Below are 26319 nucleotides of genomic sequence, written 5' to 3' on the forward strand. Positions count from 1 at the left end.
GGGCTTATAGAGACGATTATTCGACATGGTTAAAGGTAAGGCTGGGCTATCAATACGTTGGTTGTATGTAAGAAGGCATGATATATACGTCAGCAATCTATCAAAAAAGCGAAATAGGACTCCACCCGACATTAGGGCGGAGGGGAATGTCGCTTAGTATTATATTCGGTGGTGTGTCAAAAAATATGTTGACTAAAATTTGAACAATTTTGAAGCCTTGAAAGCTCTATGGAATCAGAGAAATTAGCATAGACTTCGTATTAAATTTTTTCGTCACCATACTTTTTAGAACACCGCCTTATATTTTTATACAGATTAGTTACTGAAATAAATCGTGTTAATCTTTAGTATTGATAACATGTCAGACGAAAACGAATTGGTGTTATGAAAATCAGTAAAGCGTATAAGTTTAGGCTTGAGCCTAACGCAGAGCAAGAGGTTATCTTAAATAACCTTGTTGGTTCTGCGCGCTTTGTTTGGAATCAAATGCTGGCCATATCGTTTGAGATGTTTGCTAAGAATGAGTTTATTAATGCAACGAATTTGGTTAATAAAATCATGGATATTAAAGCCAATCCTGATTTTGCATTCTTAAAAACAAGCTCCAATGCGGTATCTTTACAACAGAAAGTTCGTGATCTCGCTTCTGCTTGGTCGCGCTTTTTTGACCCTAAAGTTCATGCAAGGCTGAAAGAAAATAACAGAAAACCTAGAAAAACTAAATGCCTCAAGCTTGCCGACGGCACTGAAATCCAACTACGCCCACTCATGCCGCGTTTTAAACGTAAATCAGATGGTCGAGATTCAATCCGCTTGGTTCAGTTTGATAAATATTGCCGCGTTAATGGCAATCGCGTCAAATTACCGAATGGTATTGGCTTGGTGAAGTTTAAAAAATCTCAAGAGATCATAGGTGTCATAAAGAATATCACCATCAGTAAGAAATCCGGCCAATGGTACGTGTCTTTCGGTACGGAGCGTGAGGTTGAAACACCGACCCATCCGTCCAAAACCGCCATTGGTATTGATTTAGGGATTACTAAATTTATCACTACCTCAAACGCTGATATTATTCAGCCCAAAAATAGCTTCAAAGCTAATCAAGTCAAGATAGCAAGGCTACAGCGCCAATTAAGCCGCAAGGTCTTATTTAGTAATAATTGGAAAAAGCAAAACCGTAAAATCCAAAAGCTTCAATCATATCGCCAATATTCGCCATGACTACTTGCATAAGATCACCACTGACATCAGCAAAAACCACGCCATGATTGTATGTGAGGATTGAAGATAGCTAATATGTCGAATCAGCAAGTGGTACGCTTGAAAACAAAGGTCGCAATGTCAGAGCCAAATCAGGATTGAATAAATCAATTCTTGATCAGGGTTGGGGTATGGCGTTGACTATGCTTGAGTATAAACAGCAGTGGCAAGGTGGATTATTGATCCAAGTAAACCCAAGATTTACTAGCCAAACCTGTTTTGAGTGCAAGCATGTTGCCAAAGAAAATAGACGCACCCAAGCAAAATTTGAGTGCGTTGAATGTGGTTATATTGCGAATGCTGATGTTAATGCAGCTCGTAATATTCTTACGGTAGGACATGCCGTTTTGTCTGTGGAGGGAGGACGCGGTAAAGGTCGCCCGATGAAACAGAAAGCTTGTGACCTTCGTGAGAAAGTCACCTAAGAGCTTTTGCTTTTAGAATCCCACACTTGAGCTTGTCGAAAGTGGCGGGAGTATGTCAAATAATTGGTGTTAGAAAAAAGCATTCACCAAGAGATATTCACCACGTAAAATGTTAGAATAGCGTATTATTTTAATAATTAGTTGTTTGAAGAGCAGCTATCAGTTGCCACTATTCTGTCTTACTAATAAATTCGTAGTAAACTGGAATGATGTACCTGAAATGATAGTAGATATTCATTACCTAAATAGTTATTGAACAAACAAACTATGGCGCAAAACGCTGTCATGCTATTCTATACAGCAATGTATGTTTGCCTCAAAAGCAATGATAGCTCGGAAGTAACCATACGATTCAGCGAGAGTAGCCAAGTGATAGGCTAGTTGAACGATTCATTGGATGTTTATCTTCAATGAATTGGTTATGACTAATTGCAGTATATATAAATTAATGTTGTGAAACGAGTCAGATAAGAAAACTGGACGTTCACAAATAATTGTATTTTTAATAATAGGTATTGCAATGACACTTATCACTATTTAGAATCACTGTCTGTCATAAGCAAAATGACAGACAAATGTACTACTCTTTTATAGTGATAACTGTGGTTTTATAAAGCAGTACTGAATAGAAGACGATTGAGTTTTTATAGCATTAAGTATGTATATATCTAACATACGACAGATTACACAATAATAAGCACGATTCCATTCATTTATCTATCAAATAGACGATTATTATGAATAGTATAACTAAAGAAGCCGCAAGCCTAGGACATACAGAACTGGCTGCTGACAACGCCAGCTATATAGAAGCTCTTTATGAGCAATACCTAAACGACCCTGATAGCGTCGATACCGATTGGCAAACGTATTTTGAACAATATAAATCGCCAAACGATGCACAGCACAACGCTATTAAGGATCAGTTTTTATTGCTGGCTCGCAATCAAACCGCCAATAAAGTCAACACCGACACCAGTAGCGCGTCTGCTGGCAGTGCCGACTGTGCGGATCCTAAACAAATGGGTGTGCAGCAGCTGATCTCAGCTTACCGCCGCCGTGGTCATCGCCGCGCCAAGCTAGATCCATTAGACCTGCATCCGCGTGCAGAAGTGGAAGATCTGACGCTAGAGTATCACAACCTATCAGAGTCCGATCTCGATACGGTATTTCCGACCAATGATTTAAACATCGGTAAAGATGAAGCGACACTCCGTGAGATCATCGAAATCATGGAGCGTGTTTACTGCCGTCACATTGGTGCTGAATACATGCACGTTACCACCAGTACCGAAAAACGCTGGATGGAAAAGTATCTAGAATCCAACTTAGGTTACATCAAGTTTGATAAGAAAAACGCTTATCTATTCTTGAGCGCTTAACAGCAGCTGAAGGTCTAGAAAAATACTTAGCACGTAAATATACCGGCGTCAAACGTTTCGGCCTAGAAGGCGGCGAGAGCTTTATCCCAGCCATCAATGAAATCATCCAACGTGCTGGCGGCTATGGCACCAAAGAGATGGTCATTGGTATGGCGCACCGTGGCCGTCTAAACCTATTGGTCAATATCTTAGGTAAAAACCCTGCCGATTTGTTTGATGAATTCGATGGTAAGGTACAGCCAGAAAAAGGCTCAGGCGACGTTAAGTATCATAACGGTTTTTCTTCTAACGTCATGACACCAGGCGGTGAGGCGCATTTGGCTCTAGCCTTTAACCCATCGCACCTTGAAATCGTAGCGCCCGTCTTACAAGGCTCGGTACGTGCACGTCAAGTTCGCCGTAACGATCTGCCGTTTATGGACAAAGGCGGTAACTCAGTGCTGCCAATCGTCGTCCATGGTGATGCTGCTTTTGCCGGTCAGGGTGTGGTTCAAGAAACCTTCCAGATGTCACAGACGCGTGGTTATACCACGGGTGGTACGGTTCATATCGTGATCAACAACCAAGTCGGCTTTACGACCAGCCGTCAAGCAGACGCACGCTCAACCGAGTACTGTACTGATGTGGCCAAGATGGTGCATGCACCTATCTTACACGTCAACGGCGATGACCCTGAGTCTGTGGTGTTTGCTGCGCAATTGGCACTAGACTACCGTCATGAGTTTGGCAAAGACATCATCATTGATTTGTTCTGCTATCGCCGTAACGGTCACAACGAAGCCGACGAGCCATCAGCGACGCAGCCTTTGATGTATGCAGTTATCAAAAAATTGCCTACGACGCGTACTATCTACGCACAAAAACTCATCGCCGATGGCGTCCTTAGCGCAGAAGAAGCAAAACAGTACGAAGATGACTACCGTGAGTCGCTAGACCGTGGTGATTATGTCGCCAGCTCATTGGTCAGCAAGCCAAACGAAGCGTTATTTGTCGATTGGAAGCCCTATCTAGGTCATGATTTGGTCGATGAATGGGATACCAGCGTCGATATCGAAAAATTAAAAGAGTATGGCCGCCGTATGGCGCAAATGCCAGAAGGCTACAAGCTACAGCGCCAAGTACAAAAAGTGGTCGATCAGCGTCTAGCCATGCAAACAGGCGAAGAGCCATTGAACTGGGGCGCCGCTGAAACCTTGGCCTATGCGTCATTGGTCGATCATGACAATGTCTTGGTTCGTATCACTGGTGAAGATGTCGGCCGTGGTACTTTCTCGCATCGTCATACTGAGATCTACAACGTCAATGACGGCAGCATGTATGTGCCTTTATCACATATCAGCGAAAACCAAGCATGTTTTGCCACTTATAACTCATTGTTATCAGAAGAAGCGGTACTTGCATTCGAATATGGTTATGCAACGACAGTACCAAATGCCTTGATCGTTTGGGAAGCGCAGTTTGGTGACTTCGTCAACGGCGCACAGGTGGTGATTGACCAGTTTATCTCAAGTGGTGAAACCAAGTGGCAGCGCGTTTGTGGTCTAACTATGTTGTTACCGCATGGTTTTGAAGGTCAAGGTCCTGAGCATTCATCTGCACGTCTTGAGCGTTTCTTGCAGCTATGTGCTGAAGACAACATGCAAGTGATTACGCCAACGACACCTGCACAGATCTATCATGCGCTACGTCGTCAAGCGGTTCGCCCAATTCGCAAGCCATTGATTGTCATGTCACCGAAGAGCTTACTACGTCATAAGTTGGCAACTTCTAATCTTGAAGAGCTGGCGAATGGTAAGTTTGAAACCGTATTACCAGAGATGGACAATCAAAACGCAGACAAAGTCACTCGTATGGTGCTTTGTGGTGGTAAGGTTTATTATGATTTGCTTGAGCAGCGCCGTGCCTTAGGTCTAGATCATGTTGCTATTGTTCGTATCGAACAGCTCTACCCATTACCAGAGCAGCGTTTGATGGCTGAGATTGAAAAATACAGCAACTTGGCTGAGATTGTATGGACGCAAGAAGAGCCGCTTAACCAAGGCGCTTGGTATTATTTAGCACCGCATATGTTCCGTATCGTCGTACCACACCCAACCAAGGCGAAAGTCATGGAGCCAGTGGCACGTCCTGCGAGTGCAGCACCTGCAACAGGTTCACCAAAACTGCATGCTCAGCAGCAGCAAGCGTTAATCGCTGGTGGTCTTGGTATCAGTGTCGATGAGTTGGCTAAGTAACAGATTATTGAAGATAAATGAATCAGGCGATAACAGTCAGTATGTTGTAAAAAATCTAGATAATCTTATTTAAGATGGCTATCCAAGATGGCACTGACTGCCTATCACGACTTAATAACAAATATGAATATCCCAATCTAAGGAGTATATCGATGGCTGATATCAAAGCCCCCGTTTTTCCAGAATCAGTTGCCGACGGTACTATCGTTGAGTGGCATGTCACTGAAGGTCAGCAAGTGAATCGTGATGACCTATTGGCTGAAATCGAAACTGATAAAGTCGTATTAGAAGTTGTGGCGCCTGATAACGGCGTTGTGACCAAAATTGTTAAGCAGGTTGATGATACCGTGTTGTCTGACGAGGTCATCGGTCAATTCGAAGCTGGTGCAAGCGCCAGTGCAGATAGTGCTCCTGCGGTAGATCCAGATCAGCCAGCAGCGCCAGTACAAGCGAAGCAAGCAGCAGATGGTGGCGAGCCTGTACAAGCAACAGATAAAAAGACGAAGCGGATCATAAAGATCAAAGCCCAGCAGTTCGTAAAGCAGCTAAAGAGTCTGGCGTAGATCCTAAAGAAGTGGAAGGTAGTGGTCGCGGTGGTCGTGTCACCAAAACGGATATGGCTAACCCAACATTGAAAGCGGATAGCAGCATCAAGTCTGACAGCGGCCGTCCAGTGGCTGAATCAATGGGTGAGCGTACTGAGAAACGCGTGCCAATGACACGTCTTCGTAAGACAGTCGCAAATCGTTTGCTAGCAGCTTCACAAGAAACGGCGATGCTAACGACGTTCAACGAAGTTAATATGAAGCCGTTGATGGACATGCGTGCTAAGTATAAAGACCAGTTTGAGAAGCGTCATGGCGTACGTTTAGGCTTCATGTCATTGTTCGTGAAAGCGGCAACCGAAGCACTTAAACGCTTCCCAGCAGTAAACGCTTCACTAGACGGTGATGACATTGTTTATCATGGTTTCTACGATATCGGTGTTGCTGTATCATCTGATCGTGGTTTGGTTGTTCCAGTACTACGTGATACCGATCGCATGAGCATGGCTGATGTTGAAAGCCGTATCCGTGAGCTTGGTGGCTTGGCTCAAAAAGGTAAACTTGGTCTAGATGACATGACTGGTGGTACTTTCACTATTTCAAATGGCGGTGTATTTGGCTCATTGATGTCAACACCTATTTTGAACCCACCACAAACAGCTATCCTAGGTATGCATGCGATCAACGACCGCCCAATGGCTGTTGATGGTAAAGTTGAAATTCTACCGATGATGTATCTTGCATTGTCTTATGACCATCGTATGATTGATGGTAAAGAAGCGGTACAGTTCTTAGTAACCATCAAAGAATTGGTTGAAGATCCAGCCATGTTGCTACTAGACCTGTAAGCTTTTAAGCTTGTATTGGCAACCGCTGATACAAGCTTTTTAACTTTAGTCTAAACAGTGGTGCTCGTTGTTTATTAATAAATAAGAATGTTTCGCTGATGTGGTGTATTTACCGTAAAGCGAAAAAAATTGAACCAAAACATGGCATATTTATTAACGAGACAATCCTCAGTTTAAACGATATCTACAATTAGAACGATAATTAGAAATAGGAACGTACTATGAAAGACAATTATGATTTAGTCGTCATCGGCGGCGGTCCTGGTGGTTATGAAGCCGCTATCCGTGCAGGTCAGTTAGGTATGAGCGTTGCTTGTATCGAAAAACGCGTTTATAAAGGTGAGCCAGCACTTGGCGGCACTTGCTTGAACGTTGGTTGCATTCCATCAAAAGCATTACTTGATAGCTCGCATCGTTACGAAGCGACGAAGCATGACCTTGCTGAACATGGTATTAGCACTGGTGACGTTGCTATTGATATTGAGCAAATGATTGCACGCAAAGAAGGCATTGTTAAGCAATTGACGGGCGGCGTTGCTGCACTATTGAAAGGCAATGGCGTTGACTGGCTGCAAGGCTGGGGTACGTTAGAAGACGGCAAGGGCGCTGATAAAAAAGTTAAATTTACTGCCCTTGCAGAAAGCAGAAACGACCATCACTGCTAAAAACGTGATTCTTGCGGCAGGTTCTGTGCCGATCGATATCCCAGTTGCTAAAACTGATGGCGATCGCATCGTTGACTCTACTGGCGCCCTTGATTTCATGCTGTACCTAAACGTTTAGGCGTTATTGGTGCGGGTGTTATCGGTCTTGAGCTTGGTTCAGTATGGCGTGTCTAGGTAGCGGTAGTTGTTTATGAAGCATTGCCAAGTTTCTTAGCTGCCGCTGATAAAGACATCGCTAAAGAAGCGGGCAAAATACTGAAGAAGCAAGGTCTTGATATCCGTGTTGATACCAAAGTAACCAATGCTGAAGTACAAGGTGATCAAGTTGTCGTTACTAGCGAAAGCAAAGGCGAGTCATCTGAAGAAAGCTTTGATAAACTCATCGTTTGTGTCGGTCGCCGTGCTTACTCTGAAAAATTACTTGGTGATGACAGCGGTATTCAGTTGACTGAACGTGGTCTTATTGATGTGAATGATCAATGTAAAACCAATCTTGATGGTGTTTATGCCATTGGCGATTTGGTTCGCGGTCCAATGCTTGCGCATAAAGCGATGGAAGAAGGCATGATGGCGGTTGAGCGCATTCATGGCGAAAAAGCTCAAGTTAATTATGACACGATCATTAACGTCATCTATACCCATCCAGAAATTGCATGGGTTGGCTTGACTGAGCAAGAAGCTGAAGCAGCTGGTTTTGAGGTCAAAACAGGTTCATTTAATCTAGCAGCAAATGGCCGTGCATTGGCTCAAAGCGAAGCGGAAGGCTCTATCAAAGTCGTGGCTGATGCTAAAACAGATCGCTTATTAGGTATGCATGCTATCTCTGCTGGCGCTGGTGATATCGTCCATCAAGGTATGATCGCGATGGAGTTTGTCTCTAGCATCGAAGATCTACAATTGATGACTTTTGCCCATCCAACTATTTCAGAAGCCGTGCATGAAGCTGCTCTGTCTGCCGATGGTCGTGCTATTCACGCCATTCAGCGTAAAAAGCGTAAAAAATAAGTAGTTAGTTTGATAAGTACCGACTTATAACCTGATCGCGGTGGGGTCGTTATGGCTCTCATCACGATCATAAGTGCGCCATATATATGTAAAACATGTATATACGAACTTGTTTTCACTTTTTATTAATTGTAAAAAATAAAGGATACAATCAATGAATTTACATGAGTATCAAGCAAAAGAGCTATTAAAAAGCTACGGTTTGCCGATTCAAGAAGGCATCATTGCCTATAACGGCGACGAAGCTGCTGCTGCTTTTGATAAAACACCAACTGACATTGCGGTTATCAAAGCGCAAGTACATGCTGGTGGTCGCGGTAAAGCGGGCGGTGTGAAGCTGGTTAAGACTCGTGAAGAAGCCAAGCAAGTTGCTGAAGAGCTAATCGGTACCAACTTGGTTACTTTCCAAACTGACGCTGATGGCCAACCAGTTAACTTTGTATTGGTTGCAGAAGATATGTATCCAGTACAAACTGAGCTATATCTTGGTGCAGTTGTTGACCGTTCTACGCGTCGCGTAACGTTCATGGCATCAACTGAAGGCGGTGTTGATATTGAAGAAGTTGCACACAACACACCAGAAAAAATCTTTTTAAAGTACATGTTGATCCTTTAGTTGGTTTAATGCCTTTCCAAGCGCGCGATGTGGCGTTCAAACTGGGTTTAGAAGGCAAGCAAATCAACCAGTTCGTTAAATTGATGACTGGTGCTTATAAAGCATTTGTTGAAAACGACTTTGCGCTAATGGAAATTAACCATTAGCCGTTCGTGAAAATGGCGAAATCGTTTGTGTTGACGGCAAAATCGGCATCGATTCAAACGCACTGTATCGTTTGCCTAAAATTGCAGCACTACAAGACAAAACGCAAGAAAACGAGCGTGAGCTTAAAGCTGCTGAGTTTGACCTAAACTATGTTTGCCCTAGAAGGTAACATCGGTTGTATGGTTAACGGTGCTGGTCTTGCAATGGCAACGATGGACATCATCAAATTGTATGGCGGCAAGCCTGCTAACTTCTTGGACGTTGGCGGCGGCGCAACTAAAGATCGCGTTGTTGAAGCATTCAAGATCATTCTTGAAGACAGCAGCGTTGAAGGTGTTCTAATCAACATCTTCGGTGGTATTGTACGTTGTGACATGATTGCAGAAGCGATTATCGCTGCTATCAAAGAAGTTGACGTAAAAGTACCTGTTGTTGTCCGTCTAGAGGGTAACAACGCTGAAAAAGGCGCGCAAATCCTAGAAGAGTCTGGTCTGAAATTGATTTCTGCCCAAGGCTTATCAGATGCTGCTCAAAAAATTGTCGATGCTGTTAAAGCTTAAGTCTTTAATGATTGGTATTTAGCAATAAATACCAAAGCATAGTAGTCAACGCGTGATAGTGGCTTTTATATAAAAATTGACCATTAATATTGAATAAAAATGGTGTTGAGAGTCGCTATTACAAGACAACCGAATACAAGGAATAAATAATGAGTGTATTAATCGATAAAGATACCAAAGTATTGGTACAAGGTTTCACTGGTAAAAATGGTACGTTCCACTCTGAGCAAGCGATCGAATACGGTACTAAAGTAGTCGGCGGCGTAACGCCAGGTAAAGGCGGTCAAACGCACCTAGGCCTACCAGTATTTAATACAATGGCAGAAGCCATGGAAGCGACTCAAGCGGATGCTTCTGTTATCTACGTACCTGCACCATTCGTACTAGATTCTATCGTTGAAGCAATCGATGCTGGCGTTAAATTGATCGTAGTGATCACTGAAGGCGTACCAACTATCGATATGCTAAAAGCCAAACGCTATCTTGAAGAAGCTGGCGATGTGCGTTTAGTTGGTCCTAACTGCCCAGGCGTTATCACGCCAGGTCAGTGCAAAATCGGTATCATGCCAGGCCATATTCACCAGCCAGGCAAAGTGGGCATCATCTCACGCTCTGGTACCTTGACTTATGAAGCTGTAGCTCAGACCACTAAGCTTGGGTTTGGTCAGTCAACCTGTATCGGTATCGGTGGTGATCCTATCCCTGGTATGAATCAGATCGACGCATTGAAACTGTTCCAAGAAGATCCACAAACTGAAGCGATTATCCTAATCGGTGAGATTGGTGGTACTGCTGAAGAAGAAGCTGCTGCTTATATCAAAGACCATGTAACCAAGCCAGTTGTTGGTTATATCGCTGGTGTTACCGCTCCAGAAGGCAAGCGTATGGGGCATGCTGGCGCTATCATCTCTGGTGGTCAAGGTACTGCTGAAGAGAAATTCAAAGCGTTTGAAGATGCTGGCATTGCGTATACGCGTGACCCATCTAAGCTTGGCGAAAAGCTAAAAGAAGTTACTGGTTGGTAAGATAGGCATAAGTTTATGGTATAAATACCAAAACTGTGTTGAATTATTAAAAAGACATCTCTACAATGGGGTGTTTTTTATATCTATATACAAACGAACTACTCATTTATTTTATACCAAATCACCTGCCTCTATTGGTTATAATGAATCATATGTAGAGATAATACTTATCTTAAAAAGGAAAGATTTATGTCAGACAGTATCGAACAAGCGCTTAATAACTTAGTCACCCCACACGGTAGCCCAGCGCTCAATATCCTGTTACTTGAAGGGGATATGTTAAAAAATGCGCTAAAAAAAGCAGAGACCTTGCCAAGTGTGACGATGAGTTCACGTGAGCGTGGCGATTTAATCATGTTTGGTATTGGTGGTTTCACGCCTTTAGATGGCTTTATGAATAAGTCTGACTGGCAGGGCGTTTGTGATGATATGGCATTAAAATCAGGCGAAAATGCTGGTCTTTTTTGGCCGATTCCCATCACCCTATCAGCGAGTGCCGAACAAGCAGAAGGCTTTTCAGTCGGTGATGACATCGCTCTTAAGGCAGAAGATGGCGAAATCATGGGAATCTTAACGCTTGAAGAAAAATACACCATTGATAAAGAGCATGAATGTAAAACCGTGTTTGGAACCACAGATACAGAGCATCCAGGCGTTAAGAAGGTCATGGAGCAAGCCGCTGTGAATTTGGCTGGCCGTGTTGAAGTGTTTAGCCAAGGTGAGTTCCCAACAGAATATGCGGGCGTCTATATGACACCGACCCAAACCCGTGAAGCGTTTGCAAAAAAAGGCTGGAAAAAAGTTGCCGCCTTCCAAACCCGTAACCCAATGCACCGTTCGCACGAATACTTGGCAAAAATTGCGGTAGAAATCTGTGATGGTGTGATGATTCACTCACTACTAGGCGCACTAAAACCAGGTGATATCCCCGCAGAAGTACGTCAAGAAGCGATTGGTACTTTGATTGATAACTACTTCAGAAAAGACACCGTTATTCAGTCGGGTTATCCGCTAGACATGCGTTATGCAGGCCCTCGTGAAGCGTTATTACACGCCTTATTTAGACAGAACTATGGTTGTTCTGAGTTGATCGTTGGTCGTGACCATGCAGGCGTGGGTGATTATTATGGTGCGTTTGATGCTCAAGACATCTTTGACCAAATTCCAGAAAACGCGCTAAAAACCAAACCAATTAAAATTGACTGGACGTTTTGGTGTAACGCCTGTCAGTCAATGGCATCGACCAAAACTTGCCCGCACGATACAGATCAGCATGTCAAAGTATCAGGTACCAAGCTACGTAAGGCATTGTCTGAAGATCAAGATGTCCCTGAAAACTTCAGCCGTCCAGAGGTGTTACAGATCCTGCGTGATTATTATGCGACGATTGCAAAAGAAGACCGTGCTAAAGTTGAGCTGAAAGGTGCTTCTGCTAAGTAGATTGTTTTAATTAAAAAGCCAAGCCAGTAGAGTTTTTAAAGGTTGGTAGGAAACAAGAGGACATCAGCTGTTAGTTGATGTTCTCTTTTAAGTCTAAAGTAATGGTAATCATGCATATTATTTTTCTATAGTCGTTCCATTATCAAATTTGAGAGCGTTAACCTTGATTGAAATGCCATATGTACTTGTAATTGTTTACCTTATACTTTTTTTAAGCTGAATTAATTATATAAATATAGTCGATCCACTATAAAACAAATACAGCGATACTGGGTGCATTTTGCGTAGCCTCTGTCTGCGCAGGCACAGCAAGCAAGGAAGATTTATACCAGTAGCATGCTGACATCACTGTATTTTTTACTTAGGATTTACTATATTGGAGTAATATATGAACTGGCTTGAAAATATAGTACAACATCTCCAAGTAAAATTTAAAATAAAAAAATAAAAAAAAGTAATTGTTATCCACATTTTTATAATGATAGTTTAAGTATTATTGAGCAGAAAAAAATTATCTATACAGAGGTTTCTAAAGTTGCTTGTACAAAAATAAAAAAAACTTTGTTTAAAATCAGTCAAAATGATGATTTTGCTGTTATTGACTCTACATCTGTACATAGAAAACAGTGCAACAAATTTAAAGGAGCAAATGACTTCCTTGATGTAGATTTATATAAAATTCTGAAATCAGACGATTTTTTTAAATTTTGTTTTGTGCGAAATCCATATTCTAGGGCTATTTCTGCATATAACGATAAAATATTATTTCCTTTTCAAACTAATGAGTATGCTAGGATGCACTATAGGATGTTAAATTGGGCTCAAGAAAAGGGCTTAAGTATCAATAATGATTTTGTAACATTCGATATTTTTGTCAAATATATTTGTCATCAAGAGTTTTTTGAAATGGACCGTCATTGGATGCCTCAACACGTTGCGCTATGGCATCCAATTATTGATTACAGTTTTATAGGTAGGTACGAAAGTTTTGTTGACGATTTTGAATATGTTCTAGAAGAAATACAAGCGTCTGACATATTAATTGATACGATTGGTCTTAAAGAAAATCCAGGAACTGGAATAGTAACTGCCTTTACTGAAGAGACAGCCAATTGTTTTATGCTAAATTTATCAAAGATTTTAAGTTATATAATATAAGAAAAATAGTTGGAAAACTCTGTAGTCTCAAATTGATTTTGAAAAGACATAAATACTCAACAATAATGATGGATATATTAACAATGCTTCCAATACTCAGCATAGTTGTTCCTTATTATGCACTAATGAAAGAAGATCCAGTCTATATAATTTTAAAGATTATTGTAGAAGTATTTTAAATTCCGTGTTGGAAGTTAAGATTCTATTAGTACTAACAGTTAGAAGTGGAAGAAATTATAAAATTTTCTATGGATAGATAAGCTTATCATAGAAGAAAACGATCCTAGATTTAGTTGTCTAAATATAGAAATTGGAGTTATCTTGCTGCTCAGTCTGAGAGGGGTTCTATTAATGGATATAGACTTGCAAATTTCCATTAATAGTTTAGAGAAACTATTAATTTATTTAACCATTTCCGTATGAAAATTCCTTCATGGTATTTCCCACGATATATTTGAAAAATGTACAAAGTATGAGAGAGGGATTTGATATTAGTAGTTTTACTACAGACAATATTCAAACTTATGCTGCTAGTTCATCCACGGTAGCATTGAGAAAAAGCTTCTATCTCGAATTAGGTGGTCAAGATGAAAGGTTTAAAGGATGGGGGTATGAGGATTGGGAATTTGCAAACAGATTAATCACTAATTATGATTTTTTGCCACCAAGCAAAATATGTCCTACTTTGATTTAGAAGGGTATGAGCATATTAATAGTTATTATGGATTAAAAGGTATACTGAGAACTTATGCTGACATCACAAGAATAAATGGATTTTATTTTTATCATAACTGGCATGAGACAAATAATAGTTTTCGTCAGAAGAAATACGTCATTAATAATAGAAATTTATTTCAAAGAGCACTATCAGTATATCAAAAGAAAGGTCATCAGTTGCCTATTAAAAAAGAAATGGATGCAGATAAAGCTCTAGTTTTTCAAAAATCGCCTATTGTGTACAATAGGCAATTATTAGTCAGTTTTAATGTTGTTGATTATATAGATACTACCAGTGAATATTCTGATATAGATCACTCCGATATCAAGGTGCTTCTTTCAGGTGTTGTGTTAAGTAAATACGAATATCAGTTTTTCACTACTAGAGATATTAAAGTGATTGAGCCTTTTTTTTGGGGGCTAAGCCGTCATGTTAACTGGTTGGTTAATAGAACCCTTCCTAATAGGAAATCAAGAAAATCAGAAAAAATAGACCAAGATCCTATAAAATACTTAGTAGTAGAAAACCAAGCTAATTTGTCACATCATTCGCAGAGTACCGTGAAAGAGACTAATAAATCACAGTGCTTGATTATTTTTAACCCTATAGATGAGAGTAGTCAGTTTTTATTAGAGCAACGGGCTCTTCTGTTTTCTCTTGTTTTCCTTCATTTTGATAAGTATAAGTTCTTCTGGTTTGAGCAAGGCAATCATAAAAACCTAAATGATAATTTGGTTTTTGTAGATGATATGGATGATCTTCAGAAACATATCTCTCAGGCTGAAATGGTTATTCATCTAAACACCTCTCTTTTGTTGAAATCTCTCATAAGTAATAAGCCTACAGTGGTTTTAAATAACTTTTTAGGGATATTCAATCATATACATTTAGCGACACTTGATATGCTCGATCAGTTTATGAGTGAACCTATAGTGTTAGATTATGAATTGTATACTTGTATCATTGAATTCTCTAGTGAGTATAGTCTATATGACACTCATAGAAAAAAATATGATGCGGTCTACGCTTTGGAGTCTTTTGAGTTTCAACTTAGATATTATGGTATCTTGATAAATCAATATATTGATAAGCAGTATACTTGGTCAGAACAAGCTACAGTGAATAGAAAGGTAGGGGCACAATATTTTAGTGTCTTGAAAGCTTCGGACTTCAATAGAAAATATAGTTGGGGTAAGCACAATACTGACTTAGAGAATAAAGTTCTTTATAATACTTCTAGTGCTTATTCTGATGATAAAAAACTACTCAAAGGTAGCCTAGTTGTTGATAAAGATAGAATATATAGGCGATATAAAAAGTTTAAAAAAAGTCCAAAGAGATTTTTTGAAGAATCTAAATTTCCATTATTAAATGTATTAGGTAAGCTTTACAAATGACTATGGTGAATCCTAAATCAAAAGAATACAGCGATACCAGCGTGCTATAGTCAATTGAAAGTAAAACGGTTATAAACGTAGACGCGTTACTGGATGGGCTCTGCGTATATCTTCGACGCTGCGCAATATTCATCCCAGTAGCACTGTGTTTATTTTATAGTGGATCGATTATATGTATAAAAATATAACGTTTATAGCAACAACTACTAATAGAGGTATTTGTTTTCAGTCTCTGATAATTAGCATTCGTAAAGTATTTGGATGTGATCCCAAAATTTTATTTACGCACCAAATAGAATCATTAACTGAATCTATCCAGAATTTTAGCCATAAATATGATGTTGTTAGTGTTGCCACGGGCTATGATTCTGGGCTATCGTATAATCGAAATTTTATGATTGATAAAATAGAAACTGAGTTTTTTGTCTTATGCGATGATGATTTTATTTTTGATGCCTCAGTAAAACTAAGTCTCAGTATTGAGCTAATGCAAAAAAGTGATATTGATATACTGGGTGGTGTCTATAAAAACTTTAATTTTGATATTAATAATAGTTTAAAAAGTTATAGTGAATCCAGTTTTGCATTTGATATTGAAATAAATTATGAGCTGTTTGAAAAAAATGAGGTGGACTTATCTAAGGTTTCTTACTATAAAGGCTTGCGTTTTTTGAAGTGTGACTGTGTCAATAACTTTGCAATTATGAGAACGGCGTCATTCTTAAGAGAACCAAAGCTTCGATGGGATGAAGATATGAAGATTAGTGGCGAGCATATAGACTTTTTTACGAATAATAAAATCAAAGAATATGCAAATGTATACTTCTCTCCTGATTTATCAATACTTCATATACGCCGCTCTAGTCCAAGGTATCAAGAGATGCGAGATAGAAGAGATGGCATCAAGTTGTTTGAATCTAAATTGAAACATGTTAATCATATATGATATAGTCGATTCAATTTAAAAAAATACAGTGCTACTGCCATATATTTTTCGTAGCCTTTGTCACGCCTGCGAACAGTAAGCAAGAAAAAATGTATCTCTGTATTCTCTTTTTTAGAATTCACTATATATATTTAAACCTCAGTTCGGGATAAGCCACATTGTAACTCATTGATACTATTTACAATGTAGCCACCTGCCGTTGCTGAGGCATGTTTTTGATGGTGGGTTTATAGGGAAACCAGCAATAAGCAATCAAACCTGACAGCAAGTTTGTAATAAAACCCGTGACACTACGATGGCGTGAATGCTCAATCTGACACAAGTTTTTCAGCTCCCCAAACACCGTCTCAACCAAAGAGCGATGATTGAGTAGCGCCTCATCTATCGGCTTGAGTACTTGCGGTTTCATATTACGCCGAAGTTTCGTTATCAGCCTAGTATCACTGTGTTTTGTGAGCCACTCGTTCAGTGCTTTACTGATGTAGCCTCTATCACCGAATAGCTTACCAAACAAAGGTGTTGCCATATCCTTAACAGGCGCTCTATCATCGGTATTACCCGCAGTGACTTTGACGGAGACCAGCTCACCTTTATGATTGATAATGGCGTGTAGCTTAAAGCCGTAAAACCAACCCATGCTACTTTTACCTCGGGTTGCAAGTCCTTCAAAGACTTTATGACGGTAAATACGCTTGTTATGACAAACCGCTATCTTGGTTGAATCAATATAGCTGATACCCGTACAGTCGCCCATCATGCTTTGCAAGTAGGCACATAAAGGCATGACACTACGCGGCACAAGCTCTATAAATCGCGAGTAGCTCGGCAGATTTGGAAACGCCCGTTTCATCATGCCAAGCATGTGATGGTAGTAAAACGCCTTAAACTGTCGATAACGTAATTGATGAAACAGTATCAAGACCGTCATTATTTCTGCTACACTTATCTGGCAGGATCGATGCCGCTGACCGCCAGTTGCGATTAAGTGAGCGTCAAACTCAGGTTTGAATTGCTGATAAAAGTCGTCAATATGGCAGTATAGTTCGGTTAGGTTGTCCATGTAAGAAGTCCTTTTGTGAAGTTTGTCTTGGTAAACTTACTTTAGCAATTTTGGGATTCTTTTTTTATCTTTTTTTTGAGCGCTTATCCCGAACTGGGGTTATTTAAGCGAAAAATGAATTTATATAGATCTGATATTAGGTAGCTCATTATGTTAAAAGAACTCAAGCATGCGCTAAGAAGAGATAGGTTGTCGATGGCACGTGAAATGGCAGAGTATCTAAAGCTATCGACAAAACATGGGTTAGATCTTAATCTGGTACAAAATAATCTTAAAAACTTAGGTAAAAATGATATTGTGCTTTTTAGTACTTTTCGTAACGAGAAAGTTAGACTGAAATTTTTCATCGAATATTATCGTAATTTGGGAGTCAAACATTTTATATTTGTAGATAATGATTCTGATGATGGTTGTATGCAGCTATTATCACAGTATCCTGATGTCAGTGTTTCTTCACAGAATCAGGTTATAAAGACTCAAATTTTGGTATGCATTGGATGAACTATCTCCTAAGACAATATGGTACTGGTAGATGGTGTGTTACTTGTGATCCTGACGAATTCTTAGTATTCCCCCATATAGAATCAAGAGACTTAATCGACCTGACAGAAATGTTAGATAGAAATAAGAAAAAAGCTTTTTTTACGTTAATGATAGATATGTATGGAAAAGGACAGGTTGAAAGCCAAGCCTATATCGAAGGAAAAAATCCATTAGATACTTGTTCGTATTTTGATGGTTATGGTTATGTCAGTCAAGATAGGGGGCACTACAAAAACTTATGGGCCAGAGGTGGTGTTAGAAGTCGAGTTTTTTCAAAAAATGAACCAAAAAAATCACCTGCTATAAACAAAACACCATTAGTCAAATGGGACTGGAACTATAGTTATATATCATCCATGCATATGCTGATTCCTGCTCATCTAAATACGTACTATCGTAGTGATAGAGCCACTGTTACAGGATGTTTGTTACACTTTAAATTTATTTCTACTCTTAAGCAAAAAGTCGAAGAAGAGATCTCTCGAAAGCAGCATTACAATGATTCAGCAGAATATAAGCTGTATAAAGAGAGCTTAGAAAATGAGTTAGCACTGTATAACGATGAAATATCTGTACAATATAAAGGATGGCAGCAGTTAGCATCACTAGGCTTGTTAAGAAATGAATCATGGGGCTAATATGAAAATCGTATATCTAATGATGGTACATGAACATATTAATCTGAGTGATGATTTGATATGTTTGTTACTAAAAGATCCAGAAGCAACCGTGGTCTTACATGTTGATGCCAAATATAATGTACCTCTACCAAAAAGTCTGGTGAATGCTAAGTCTTATCTAGATAAGCGTGTTTTCTTAGCCGAGAGAACGCATGTCGAATGGGGTGAATGGGGAATGATTGAAGCAAGCCTTAACTGCTTCGAAACATTGCAGAAATATCAAATCGCTTATGATTATGCTATGTTACTCAGTGGTGCCTGTTATCCTATCAAGCCTTATCAAGATTTAAAGAGGTTCTTAGAAGAATCAAATAATACCAGCTTTATTGAGCATGTGGATGCGACCAAGGAGAGGTGGATTTTTGATGGTATTCAACAAGAAAGGTGGGAGCATCTACACTATATTAACTGGAGAAAAATCCAAAGTTATTTTCAAAGTCAATTGAGCTTCAGTCTAAATTACGCTTCAAAAGAAAACTGCCAGATAATTTTGTTCCATATATGGGCTCACAATGGTGGACATTAACAAAGAGTGTTGTAGACCAAGTTTATGAATATTCAAAATCACCAAAAATCCGAGGATTTTATAAACGAACTTGGATTCCGGATGAGCTTTACTTTCAGACTATTGTTGCAAACTTATGCTATAAAGAACCATTAGAAACGTTTAATTTGACTTATTATCACTTTGAGTTGAGAGGTGCGCCTAAGGTATTATACGAAAGTCACCTGTCTGAATTAATAAACAGTCATAACAAATTCTTTGCTAGAAAGCTTTCTCCAAAAGCTAATAAACTGCGTGCCAAGTTAGCTGACGTGTATTGTATGAGTAGTAAGGAGTTTGCTGATTATAAGAAGCAAATACAGCCTACTATCGATGATAGCACGTTACCCAAAAAAGAGTTTTAAATCCAACTTCTTATGTAGGTGATAAGTTTAAATCGCTAGAAAATAAATTTTTAGTCGTGATTGGTGATTTGGATGAACAACTAAAAGAAGTTCAGAAAGCGTTGAATGAGCTACCACAACTGTTCATACATGGGTTGCTGACTAAAGAAGAGCCAAATGAGGCCTATCATAAAGACTATCCAGGCTTTAAGAAAAAGCTGACTATAGATGATAAGCATTTCACTACTGATGATTTAGTTGATGTATTATCTCAGACCCCAAAGGGTATGATAGGCGGCTTGTTGATTAACTTCCCTGATCCTATAACGCCTAAGTTACTAGGAGATATCATCGAAGCAGATAATGCAGTGATCCTACACTTGCTATCGACAGATGCAGGCTATGTAAATGGTGACGCCTATCAACACGATGTGGCTCTAATCGATAAGATGGTTGATGATGGGGTGATCCCAGCAAGTGATTGTGATGGCCTAAAAGATAAGATATTCCAGAAGCATTTTACTTATGATTATGGGTTTATGCAGTGGGTGTCTAATAAACCATGTAACTATCATTGTATATTATATTCGACAAAAACTTCATACTATAAAGACTATATGCATGTTTCTTTAGAGTAATTAAAATCTAATTTATTAGGATTGTTTTTTATGAAAAATTTTATTGTATTTTGTTTTGCCAGAACTGGCTCATATAGGCTTATTGATGTCTTGAATCATCAAGACGATGTTATCGCATATGGGGAAATATTTAAACCAAACTCTTTCGAGGTTAGTCAGGATATTTTAGAACAAATAAATTACGAAAAAAGTAACTTCTTAAAAAGAGATAAGGCACCTATACATTTTTATAAAAAGCTTGCTAGGCTGCATGAGGATAAAAAGTTTGGGTTCAAAATCTTTCCTAATCATAATGATCGAGTTTTAAAGTATCTAGCAAAGCATGAAGATATTATTAAAATTTTTTTAGTAAGGAACCCAGTACAAACTTATATTTCAGAGAAAGTAGCTAGAGCATCTGATCAGTGGGTAGTTAAGGAGGGTTTTAAAAGAAGAAATAGTGAGGTAACTGTCAAGTTTGATGTCGAAAGTTTTTCACAACACTTACGTTATAGAATAGCATGGTACTCATACATTAAAAGCTTGTCGACATTAAGCGGTTCAAAAATTCATACAATAGATTATTTTGACTCTTTAGATGATGATTATCTAAACAATTTCTTTAATTCAATTGGTACTTAGATTAACACATGAAGTGCAATACCAAATGTGAGGTGAAAAAAAACCTAGATGCGCTAGCATCAAAGTCTTTATCCACCGACCAAAGTGAGATTGCAACCATGAACTATACGCATCTAAGCCTAGGGGAACGATACCAGATTTATGCCCTTATAGGGGCAGAACATAGTATTAATTTTATAGCGCGGGCGTTAGAAGTCCCAGTACCATATTAAGAGAAATCAGACGCAATAAAAGCCTGCGCGGTTACCAAGTCAATAACGCTCATAAGAAAGCTTGTGCAAGACGATCAAACAATGCGCTCAGCATCATCGCTAACGTATGGGACTGGGTCACAGACAAGCTTAAAGAGAACTGGAGTCCCCAGCAAATAGCAGGTGTTCATGGTGGACTCAGTCATATGAGCATTTATCGCTATATATGGACAAACAAGCGTAAGGGCGGCAGGTTATGGCAGTGTCTCAGACGTAAAGCCAAGCCTTATCGGCAGCGTTTAACTGCTGAGACTCGTGGTCGTATTAATGACAGAGTCTCTATCCATGAGCGCCCCTCCATCGTTGATGCGCGCACGCGGATTGGCGACTGGGAGGCGGATACCATTATCGGTCAGCATCACAAGCAAGCGATTGTCACGCTCGTTGAACGTAAAACAGGGCTGCTGAAGATGAAACGTGTGGATAATAAAACGGCACAGCAAGTATCAGAGGCAATGATAGAGCTCTTAAAGCCAGTGAGGTTGCAGGTTAAGACCATTACCTCTGACAATGGTAAAGAGTTTGCTCAGCATAAAAAGGTGAAACAAAAGCTCTTTAGCTCTTTCTTCTTTGCCGATGCTTATGCGTCATGGCAGCGAGGAACCAACGAAAATACCAACGGCTTGATCAGAGAGTATCTGCCTAAAGGCTGTGACTTTAGACAAGTCTCTGATGATGAGATGCAGGACATTGAGAACAAACTAAATAACAGACCAAGAAAACGCTTAGGGTTTAAAACGCCTATGCAGGCGTTCTATATTAATTAGCGTTGCACTTGGTGTGTTAATCTAAGGTATTAAAACTTCTACTATAGAAACTACACATAGAAAAGCTATATTAAAAAGCTACGAAGATATAGTAGAAAAACTGGTCTGATTTGGAATATATCTTGATAATATCAGTTGATGAGAATACAAGATTTGTCGAGTTTTGTGAGAGGTTTATAAAATCTTAAAGTATATTTCCTATAAGTATAACTTAAGCATTATTAGAGAAGTAATTATTTATACTTAGTAATGATTAATTTTCTATGAGACCTAAGATAAATTATCTTTAGACATTTTCGTATGATCAGGTTATATGAAAAAATTATAACTTCGATTAAATAATATTTTTAGTGATTACAACTGGACGCAACTATGAGTAGAAATATTGTATTTATTGGTGGAGCTGGCGCACCAAATTATGGCGATGAGTTAATAGTCAGAGGTTGGTTAAATTACTGTCAAGAAAATTTTCTGATGATAATGTAGTTTTTTATGAAAATATAGCTAGTAATGCTCTTAAGTTACATGGTGGCTCTCATTGCTTGTTTTCAGACTCTCTTGTCAAAGTTGCTAAGTCTTACACTGGTATTGGGTTTTGGGAGCAAGTTAAAAGAGGTTCTGACTTTATTGATATTGGAGGTATAGATAAATATAAAAAATATGATTTAGAGCCATTAATTAATGCTGACTTAATCCACTTGCATGGGGGTGGGTATTTAAATAACTACGATCCTGAAAAAGGATTTTATATAGGGTTACTATCATCATTAAATGATAAATATAATACTAGAATTCAGGCAACAGGAATAGGCTTTGGTCCCGTACCAACTCCTAATACTGATGATGTGGAAACCATAAGAAAGATCTTTTCTAGATTTCATTCGTTTGAATTGAGAGATGTTGATAATTTTAGAAGTCTAGCTAGTCTATTTCCTGGAATAAATTTTATATATGGTACTGATGATTCATATCTACATCCTATAAATGACTTAGTCTTTTTTGATGATTCACAGAAACGTCTTTATTTGTCTTTACTTCAATACAATTTAGATAAATATACTGAATCTTTTTGGGACGAACTAGTAAGTGTTTCTAAAGATTTTGATGAGATTTACTTTGTTGAAAGTTACCCATGGCAAGATTCAGATGTTTTTGAAAAGTTAAAGAGTAAGATAGGACAATTGCAGCTTATTACGGTTCAAGAGATGTTAAATAAAAGAATATCGGTAGGTGTAAATGATTTAGCACTTTGTGCAAGGTTTCATGTTCATTACTTATTTGCTAGATGTAATATTAGTGGTGTCTATTTTCAGGATAGTAAGTACTATGACATAAAACATCAATCAATTGTTGATAGAGGTTCTAATCTAAACCATTGCAGCTATAAGAACTTAGATTATAAGAAGTCACAAACAAGATCTTATATTAGTTTACAAGATGAAAATTTAGTCTTACAAAAAAAGAAATTTGTTGACTATTTGTTTTCTGATTTTTGAGTTGTAAGTTTATATTAATTTCATAAAGCTATTAAAATAGCTTATAGTCAGTTCAAAACAAAGTGTTATGTCTAGGACAAACATCATAAAATAATTTGGATAAGTCATTTTCCATCCACCCTTGGCGTAGAAACTTCACTTGAGCCCATTTTTTCTCAATAGGGTTCAAGTCTGGGCTGTACGGCGGCAGCCATAGGATACGATGACCATGCCTGTTCAGTAATTTTTGGATACGTCTACTTTTATGAAACCGAGCGTTATCCATGACAATCACGCATTTGGTTTTAAGGCTTGGGATTAGGGTGTGTTTGCACCAATCGTAGAATATGCCGCTGTTAATGTTGTGTTCAAAGTAATCCAGTGCAAATAGCATCTTTTCATATAGAGCCCCAATGACGTTGGTTCGCTTTTTACCTTGCCAGTTGTAGCTGTCGATACAGGGTTTGCCTATCGGTGCATAACCATGAGGACGAATGGTCTGGCTTTCAAAACCGCTTTCGTCCATATACACAATGGGATAACCTTGCTGTTTAAAGTTATCAAGCTTACTCTGATACGCCGCTCTTTTTATTGGACATGCTTTTGGATGCTCTAAGGTCTTTTTTTTGACTGATGCCTAGGCGTTTTAAAGCCTCACAAATGGCTGGGGCAGTACAGTTGAACCGTCTTGCTCTCTCATAGTGATAGTCATCAGGGTAACGCTCAACGTCTTTGCGTAGTGCATCATCCGGTATTTTTGATGGCGTAACATTGCGAGTGCTCTTACTATGCAGCCGTTTCTTCCACTTTTGAATAGTGGTTGGACTAATGTCATAAAAAGAGGCTGCCTCGGCAAAGGTCATGCCATCTGCTAAGCTTTTAAGAACTTGTTTGCGATAATCTAGTGAGTAAGTCATGATAATTGAGTATATCTGTTGAGATGTTTTATCTTATAACATTTTTATACTTAATGCACTATACTAAGTTAGCGAGTATTATATGATTGTAAGACTAGTATCTTTTTCTGAAAGTAAAGTGACAGTACAAGTTCAGGGAGTCCCAACATTTATCAGATTTAGCCTAGATGATAGCTCTCAATATAAATTTAGTAGACGAAATATAGGCTCATTTTTAGCTATAATATCCTTCCCTTTTGCCGCTAGAAAAAGTCTTGACCTCGAGGTGCCATTTGGTATTCCTGCTGAGCTAAAACTTAATTTGGAATTGTTATCATTATTTTGGCATCAAAACAGACCAAAAATCTTTAAAAAGCCAATCAGGATAAGTTCTAGTGAGGAGTTTTCTCAAGAGTTATTACCGCGACAGGGTAGTATTGTAGCTTTTAGTGGCGGTGTTGACTCTACCTACGGTTTAAGTTCGTTTATAGATTCTACCAAACTAGCAGAAAAGTACTATCCTAAAGCTGCAATTATGATTAATGGCTTTGGGTTTGAATTGGATGAGCAACAACTATTTAGCCGACAGTACAAGCTAAATGAACATTACTGTGGAAAAAATAATATTGAACTAATATCAGTTAAGACTAACTGGAAAGAAGTAGCTCCAGCTTATCAAATATTCACATTCTTGGTATTGTTGGGGTAATGACACTTTTTTCTAACAGCTTTTCAGCAGGAGTTGTAGGTTTGGACTTCACTCTAAAAGAAGAGTTCGAACTTGGTGCATGGGGTAACATGGCAATTGTAAGTAAGTTACTATCTACTGGAGAGTTCAATATATTTCCTGCCGGTGCTGAAAAAAGTAGAGCAGAGAAATTGGAATACCTGTTTCGTAACAATAAGTATCATCACTTGAGTGTATGCAATAATAGTAATAGAGTTCGATCTAACTGTGGGGTTTGTGACAAATGTATACGGACGAAACTAATGCTGTTGTCTAGAGGAGTAGATATTCCTGTTGAATTATTCGATAGTATTGATGTTGAAAAGTATCTTTCTAGAATATCAATCAACAAGAGTACTGAGGCTGTATTTTATAACGAAATAACTCATGGCGATAGTAAACTGAGTTCAGAAATCAAAAGTAGTTTAAAAAATAAGCTTGAAAACTACTATAGTGTATTAAATATAAAAATGTTATAAAATAAAACATCTCAACAAATATACTCATTTATCATGACTTACTCACTAGATTTCCGCAAACAAGTACTAAAAAGTATAAATGATGGTATGTCCTTTGCTGTGGCGGCTGAGTTTTATAATCTCAGCCCAACCACTATACAGAACTGGAAGAGACGTATTCATAGTAAAACAACCAGGCAAACCAAACCCTATAAAATATCCGATGATGCATTACGCAAAGACGTTGAGCGTTATCCTGATGACTATCACTATGAGAGAGCAAGACGGTTCAACTGTACTGCCCCAGCCATTTGTGAGGCGTTAAAACGCCTAGGCATCAGTCAAAAAAAGAGCTTAGAACATCCAAAAGCGTGTCCAATAAAAAGAGCGGCGTATCAGAGAAAGCTTGATAGCTTTAAACAGCAAGGTTATCCCATTATCTATATGGATGAGAGCGGCTTTGAGCATGAAACCATTCGCTCTCATGGTTACGCGCCGATCGGTAAGCCTTGTATTGATCGCTACAACTGGCAAGGTAAAAGCGAACTAATATTATTGGCGCTCTGTATGACAAGAGGTTGTTTGCGCTTGAGTACGTTGAGACAAACATCAACAGCATCGTCTTCTATCAATGGTGCAAACACAAGCTAATCTCAAGCCTTAAGACCAAATGCGTGATTGTCATGGATAATGCTCGATTTCATAAGAACAAGCGTATTCAAAAACTACTCAATAGACATGGTCATCGCATTCTATGGTTGCCGCCCTATAGCCCTGATCTGAACCCTATCGAGAAAAAATGGGCACAGGTGAAATTTCTACGCCAAGGCTGGATGGAAAATGACTTATCTAAATTGTTTTATGATATTTGCCCTGACCATAACACTTTTATTTTGAACTGACTATATAATAATCTTTAATCCGTATCATCAAGCATAAACCTA

General features: G+C 38.8%; 21 protein-coding genes and 5 pseudogenes. 23 read left to right on the forward strand and 3 right to left on the reverse strand.

Annotated elements, in window-relative coordinates; all coding sequences use genetic code 11:
• The first annotated feature begins 384 nt into the window (after nucleotides 1-384).
• The 11 genes and pseudogenes from G7Y90_RS18400 (at nucleotide 385) to G7Y90_RS04395 (ending at nucleotide 16371) form a co-directional block, all read left to right on the forward strand.
• A pseudogene (locus tag G7Y90_RS18400) lies at nucleotides 385-1685 on the forward strand (RNA-guided endonuclease InsQ/TnpB family protein).
• Nucleotides 1686-2422: 737 nt separating this feature from the next.
• A pseudogene (locus G7Y90_RS04345) lies at nucleotides 2423-5301 on the forward strand (2-oxoglutarate dehydrogenase E1 component).
• 152 nt (nucleotides 5302-5453) lie between these two features.
• Nucleotides 5454-6694 (forward strand): annotated as a pseudogene (gene odhB / locus G7Y90_RS04350) (2-oxoglutarate dehydrogenase complex dihydrolipoyllysine-residue succinyltransferase).
• A 221-nt stretch (nucleotides 6695-6915) separates the two neighbouring features.
• Nucleotides 6916-8364 (forward strand): annotated as a pseudogene (gene lpdA, locus G7Y90_RS04355) (dihydrolipoyl dehydrogenase).
• Between the two features lie 154 nt (nucleotides 8365-8518).
• Nucleotides 8519-9687 (forward strand): annotated as a pseudogene (gene sucC, locus G7Y90_RS17705) (ADP-forming succinate--CoA ligase subunit beta).
• A 149-nt stretch (nucleotides 9688-9836) separates the two neighbouring features.
• The gene (gene sucD, locus G7Y90_RS04370) at nucleotides 9837-10712 is read left to right on the forward strand and encodes a succinate--CoA ligase subunit alpha (RefSeq protein ID WP_250163492.1); all 876 of its coding nucleotides are present in this window, start codon (nucleotides 9837-9839) and stop codon (nucleotides 10710-10712) included.
• A gap of 189 nt (nucleotides 10713-10901) precedes the next feature.
• A complete protein-coding gene (gene sat / locus G7Y90_RS04375; RefSeq protein WP_250163493.1) occupies nucleotides 10902-12152 on the forward strand; it encodes a sulfate adenylyltransferase in 1251 nt (416 codons plus the stop codon).
• A 495-nt stretch (nucleotides 12153-12647) separates the two neighbouring features.
• Nucleotides 12648-13310 (forward strand): sulfotransferase family protein, encoded by a 663-nt coding sequence (locus tag G7Y90_RS04380; RefSeq protein WP_284143860.1) that lies wholly within the window; start codon nucleotides 12648-12650, stop codon nucleotides 13308-13310.
• Nucleotides 13311-13764: 454 nt separating this feature from the next.
• Nucleotides 13765-14004, forward strand: a complete 240-nt coding sequence (locus tag G7Y90_RS04385; protein ID WP_250163494.1) for a galactosyltransferase-related protein — start codon at nucleotides 13765-13767, stop codon at nucleotides 14002-14004.
• Nucleotides 13986-15425, forward strand: coding sequence for a hypothetical protein (locus G7Y90_RS04390; RefSeq protein WP_250163495.1), 1440 nt, complete (start codon nucleotides 13986-13988; stop codon nucleotides 15423-15425). Before G7Y90_RS04385 ends, G7Y90_RS04390 begins: the two co-directional genes overlap by 19 nt.
• 172 nt (nucleotides 15426-15597) lie before the next feature.
• Entirely contained in the window at nucleotides 15598-16371 is a 774-nt protein-coding gene (locus tag G7Y90_RS04395; RefSeq protein WP_250163496.1) for a hypothetical protein, read from the forward strand.
• A 178-nt stretch (nucleotides 16372-16549) separates the two neighbouring features.
• Here G7Y90_RS04395 and G7Y90_RS04400 read toward each other — a convergent pair whose 3' ends face one another.
• A complete protein-coding gene (locus G7Y90_RS04400; protein ID WP_250163497.1) occupies nucleotides 16550-17431 on the reverse strand; it encodes an IS982 family transposase in 882 nt (293 codons plus the stop codon).
• A 150-nt stretch (nucleotides 17432-17581) separates the two neighbouring features.
• Between G7Y90_RS04400 and G7Y90_RS18850 the strand changes: the two genes are divergently transcribed.
• The 8 genes from G7Y90_RS18850 to G7Y90_RS04435 all read left to right on the forward strand — a co-directional run bounded on the left by G7Y90_RS18850 (nucleotide 17582) and on the right by G7Y90_RS04435 (nucleotide 23315).
• Nucleotides 17582-17932, forward strand: a complete 351-nt coding sequence (locus tag G7Y90_RS18850) for a glycosyltransferase family 2 protein (protein WP_284143824.1) — start codon at nucleotides 17582-17584, stop codon at nucleotides 17930-17932.
• Nucleotides 17920-18612 carry a glycosyltransferase family protein gene (locus tag G7Y90_RS04410; protein ID WP_284143825.1) on the forward strand — a complete coding sequence of 231 codons (693 nt, stop codon included), beginning with the start codon at nucleotides 17920-17922 and terminating at the stop codon, nucleotides 18610-18612. The genes G7Y90_RS18850 and G7Y90_RS04410 overlap by 13 nt, the downstream gene beginning before the upstream one ends.
• A gap of 1 nt (nucleotide 18613) precedes the next feature.
• Nucleotides 18614-19180, forward strand: a complete 567-nt coding sequence (locus tag G7Y90_RS17715; protein WP_284143826.1) for a beta-1,6-N-acetylglucosaminyltransferase — start codon at nucleotides 18614-18616, stop codon at nucleotides 19178-19180.
• Nucleotides 19132-19563: a beta-1,6-N-acetylglucosaminyltransferase gene (locus G7Y90_RS17720; RefSeq protein WP_284143861.1), complete on the forward strand. Its 432-nt coding sequence runs from the start codon at nucleotides 19132-19134 to the stop codon at nucleotides 19561-19563. The genes G7Y90_RS17715 and G7Y90_RS17720 overlap by 49 nt, the downstream gene beginning before the upstream one ends.
• Nucleotides 19564-19631: 68 nt before the next feature.
• A complete protein-coding gene (locus tag G7Y90_RS04420) occupies nucleotides 19632-20180 on the forward strand; it encodes a hypothetical protein (RefSeq protein ID WP_250163498.1) in 549 nt (182 codons plus the stop codon).
• 30 nt (nucleotides 20181-20210) lie between these two features.
• Nucleotides 20211-20801, forward strand: a complete 591-nt coding sequence (locus G7Y90_RS04425; protein WP_250163499.1) for a hypothetical protein — start codon at nucleotides 20211-20213, stop codon at nucleotides 20799-20801.
• 235 nt (nucleotides 20802-21036) lie between these two features.
• Nucleotides 21037-21819: an IS30 family transposase gene (locus G7Y90_RS04430; RefSeq protein ID WP_250163930.1), complete on the forward strand. Its 783-nt coding sequence runs from the start codon at nucleotides 21037-21039 to the stop codon at nucleotides 21817-21819.
• 443 nt (nucleotides 21820-22262) lie between these two features.
• Entirely contained in the window at nucleotides 22263-23315 is a 1053-nt protein-coding gene (locus G7Y90_RS04435; protein ID WP_250163500.1) for a polysaccharide pyruvyl transferase family protein, read from the forward strand.
• A 52-nt stretch (nucleotides 23316-23367) separates the two neighbouring features.
• Here the strand turns inward: G7Y90_RS04435 and G7Y90_RS04440 are convergent, their stop codons facing one another.
• Nucleotides 23368-23886 (reverse strand): IS630 family transposase, encoded by a 519-nt coding sequence (locus tag G7Y90_RS04440; RefSeq protein ID WP_250163931.1) that lies wholly within the window; start codon nucleotides 23884-23886, stop codon nucleotides 23368-23370.
• Nucleotides 23861-24211 (reverse strand): IS630 transposase-related protein, encoded by a 351-nt coding sequence (locus G7Y90_RS04445; RefSeq protein WP_201541006.1) that lies wholly within the window; start codon nucleotides 24209-24211, stop codon nucleotides 23861-23863. The genes G7Y90_RS04440 and G7Y90_RS04445 overlap by 26 nt, the downstream gene beginning before the upstream one ends.
• Nucleotides 24212-24293: 82 nt before the next feature.
• Between G7Y90_RS04445 and G7Y90_RS04450 the strand changes: the two genes are divergently transcribed.
• The 4 genes from G7Y90_RS04450 to G7Y90_RS04465 are packed head-to-tail and all read left to right on the forward strand — an operon-like array spanning nucleotide 24294 to nucleotide 26277.
• A complete protein-coding gene (locus G7Y90_RS04450; RefSeq protein ID WP_250163501.1) occupies nucleotides 24294-24899 on the forward strand; it encodes a hypothetical protein in 606 nt (201 codons plus the stop codon).
• Nucleotides 24899-25396: a hypothetical protein gene (locus G7Y90_RS04455; protein WP_250163502.1), complete on the forward strand. Its 498-nt coding sequence runs from the start codon at nucleotides 24899-24901 to the stop codon at nucleotides 25394-25396. Before G7Y90_RS04450 ends, G7Y90_RS04455 begins: the two co-directional genes overlap by 1 nt.
• Before the next feature lie 33 nt (nucleotides 25397-25429).
• On the forward strand, nucleotides 25430-26026 hold the full coding sequence (locus G7Y90_RS04460; protein WP_250163503.1) for an IS630 transposase-related protein: 597 nt from the start codon (nucleotides 25430-25432) through the stop codon (nucleotides 26024-26026).
• Nucleotides 25954-26277 carry a transposase gene (locus tag G7Y90_RS04465; RefSeq protein ID WP_250163504.1) on the forward strand — a complete coding sequence of 108 codons (324 nt, stop codon included), beginning with the start codon at nucleotides 25954-25956 and terminating at the stop codon, nucleotides 26275-26277. The genes G7Y90_RS04460 and G7Y90_RS04465 overlap by 73 nt, the downstream gene beginning before the upstream one ends.
• Nucleotides 26278-26319 lie beyond the last annotated feature (42 nt).

Source organism: Psychrobacter sp. WY6, from assembly GCF_018448495.1.
Taxonomy (GTDB): Bacteria; Pseudomonadota; Gammaproteobacteria; order Pseudomonadales; family Moraxellaceae; genus Psychrobacter.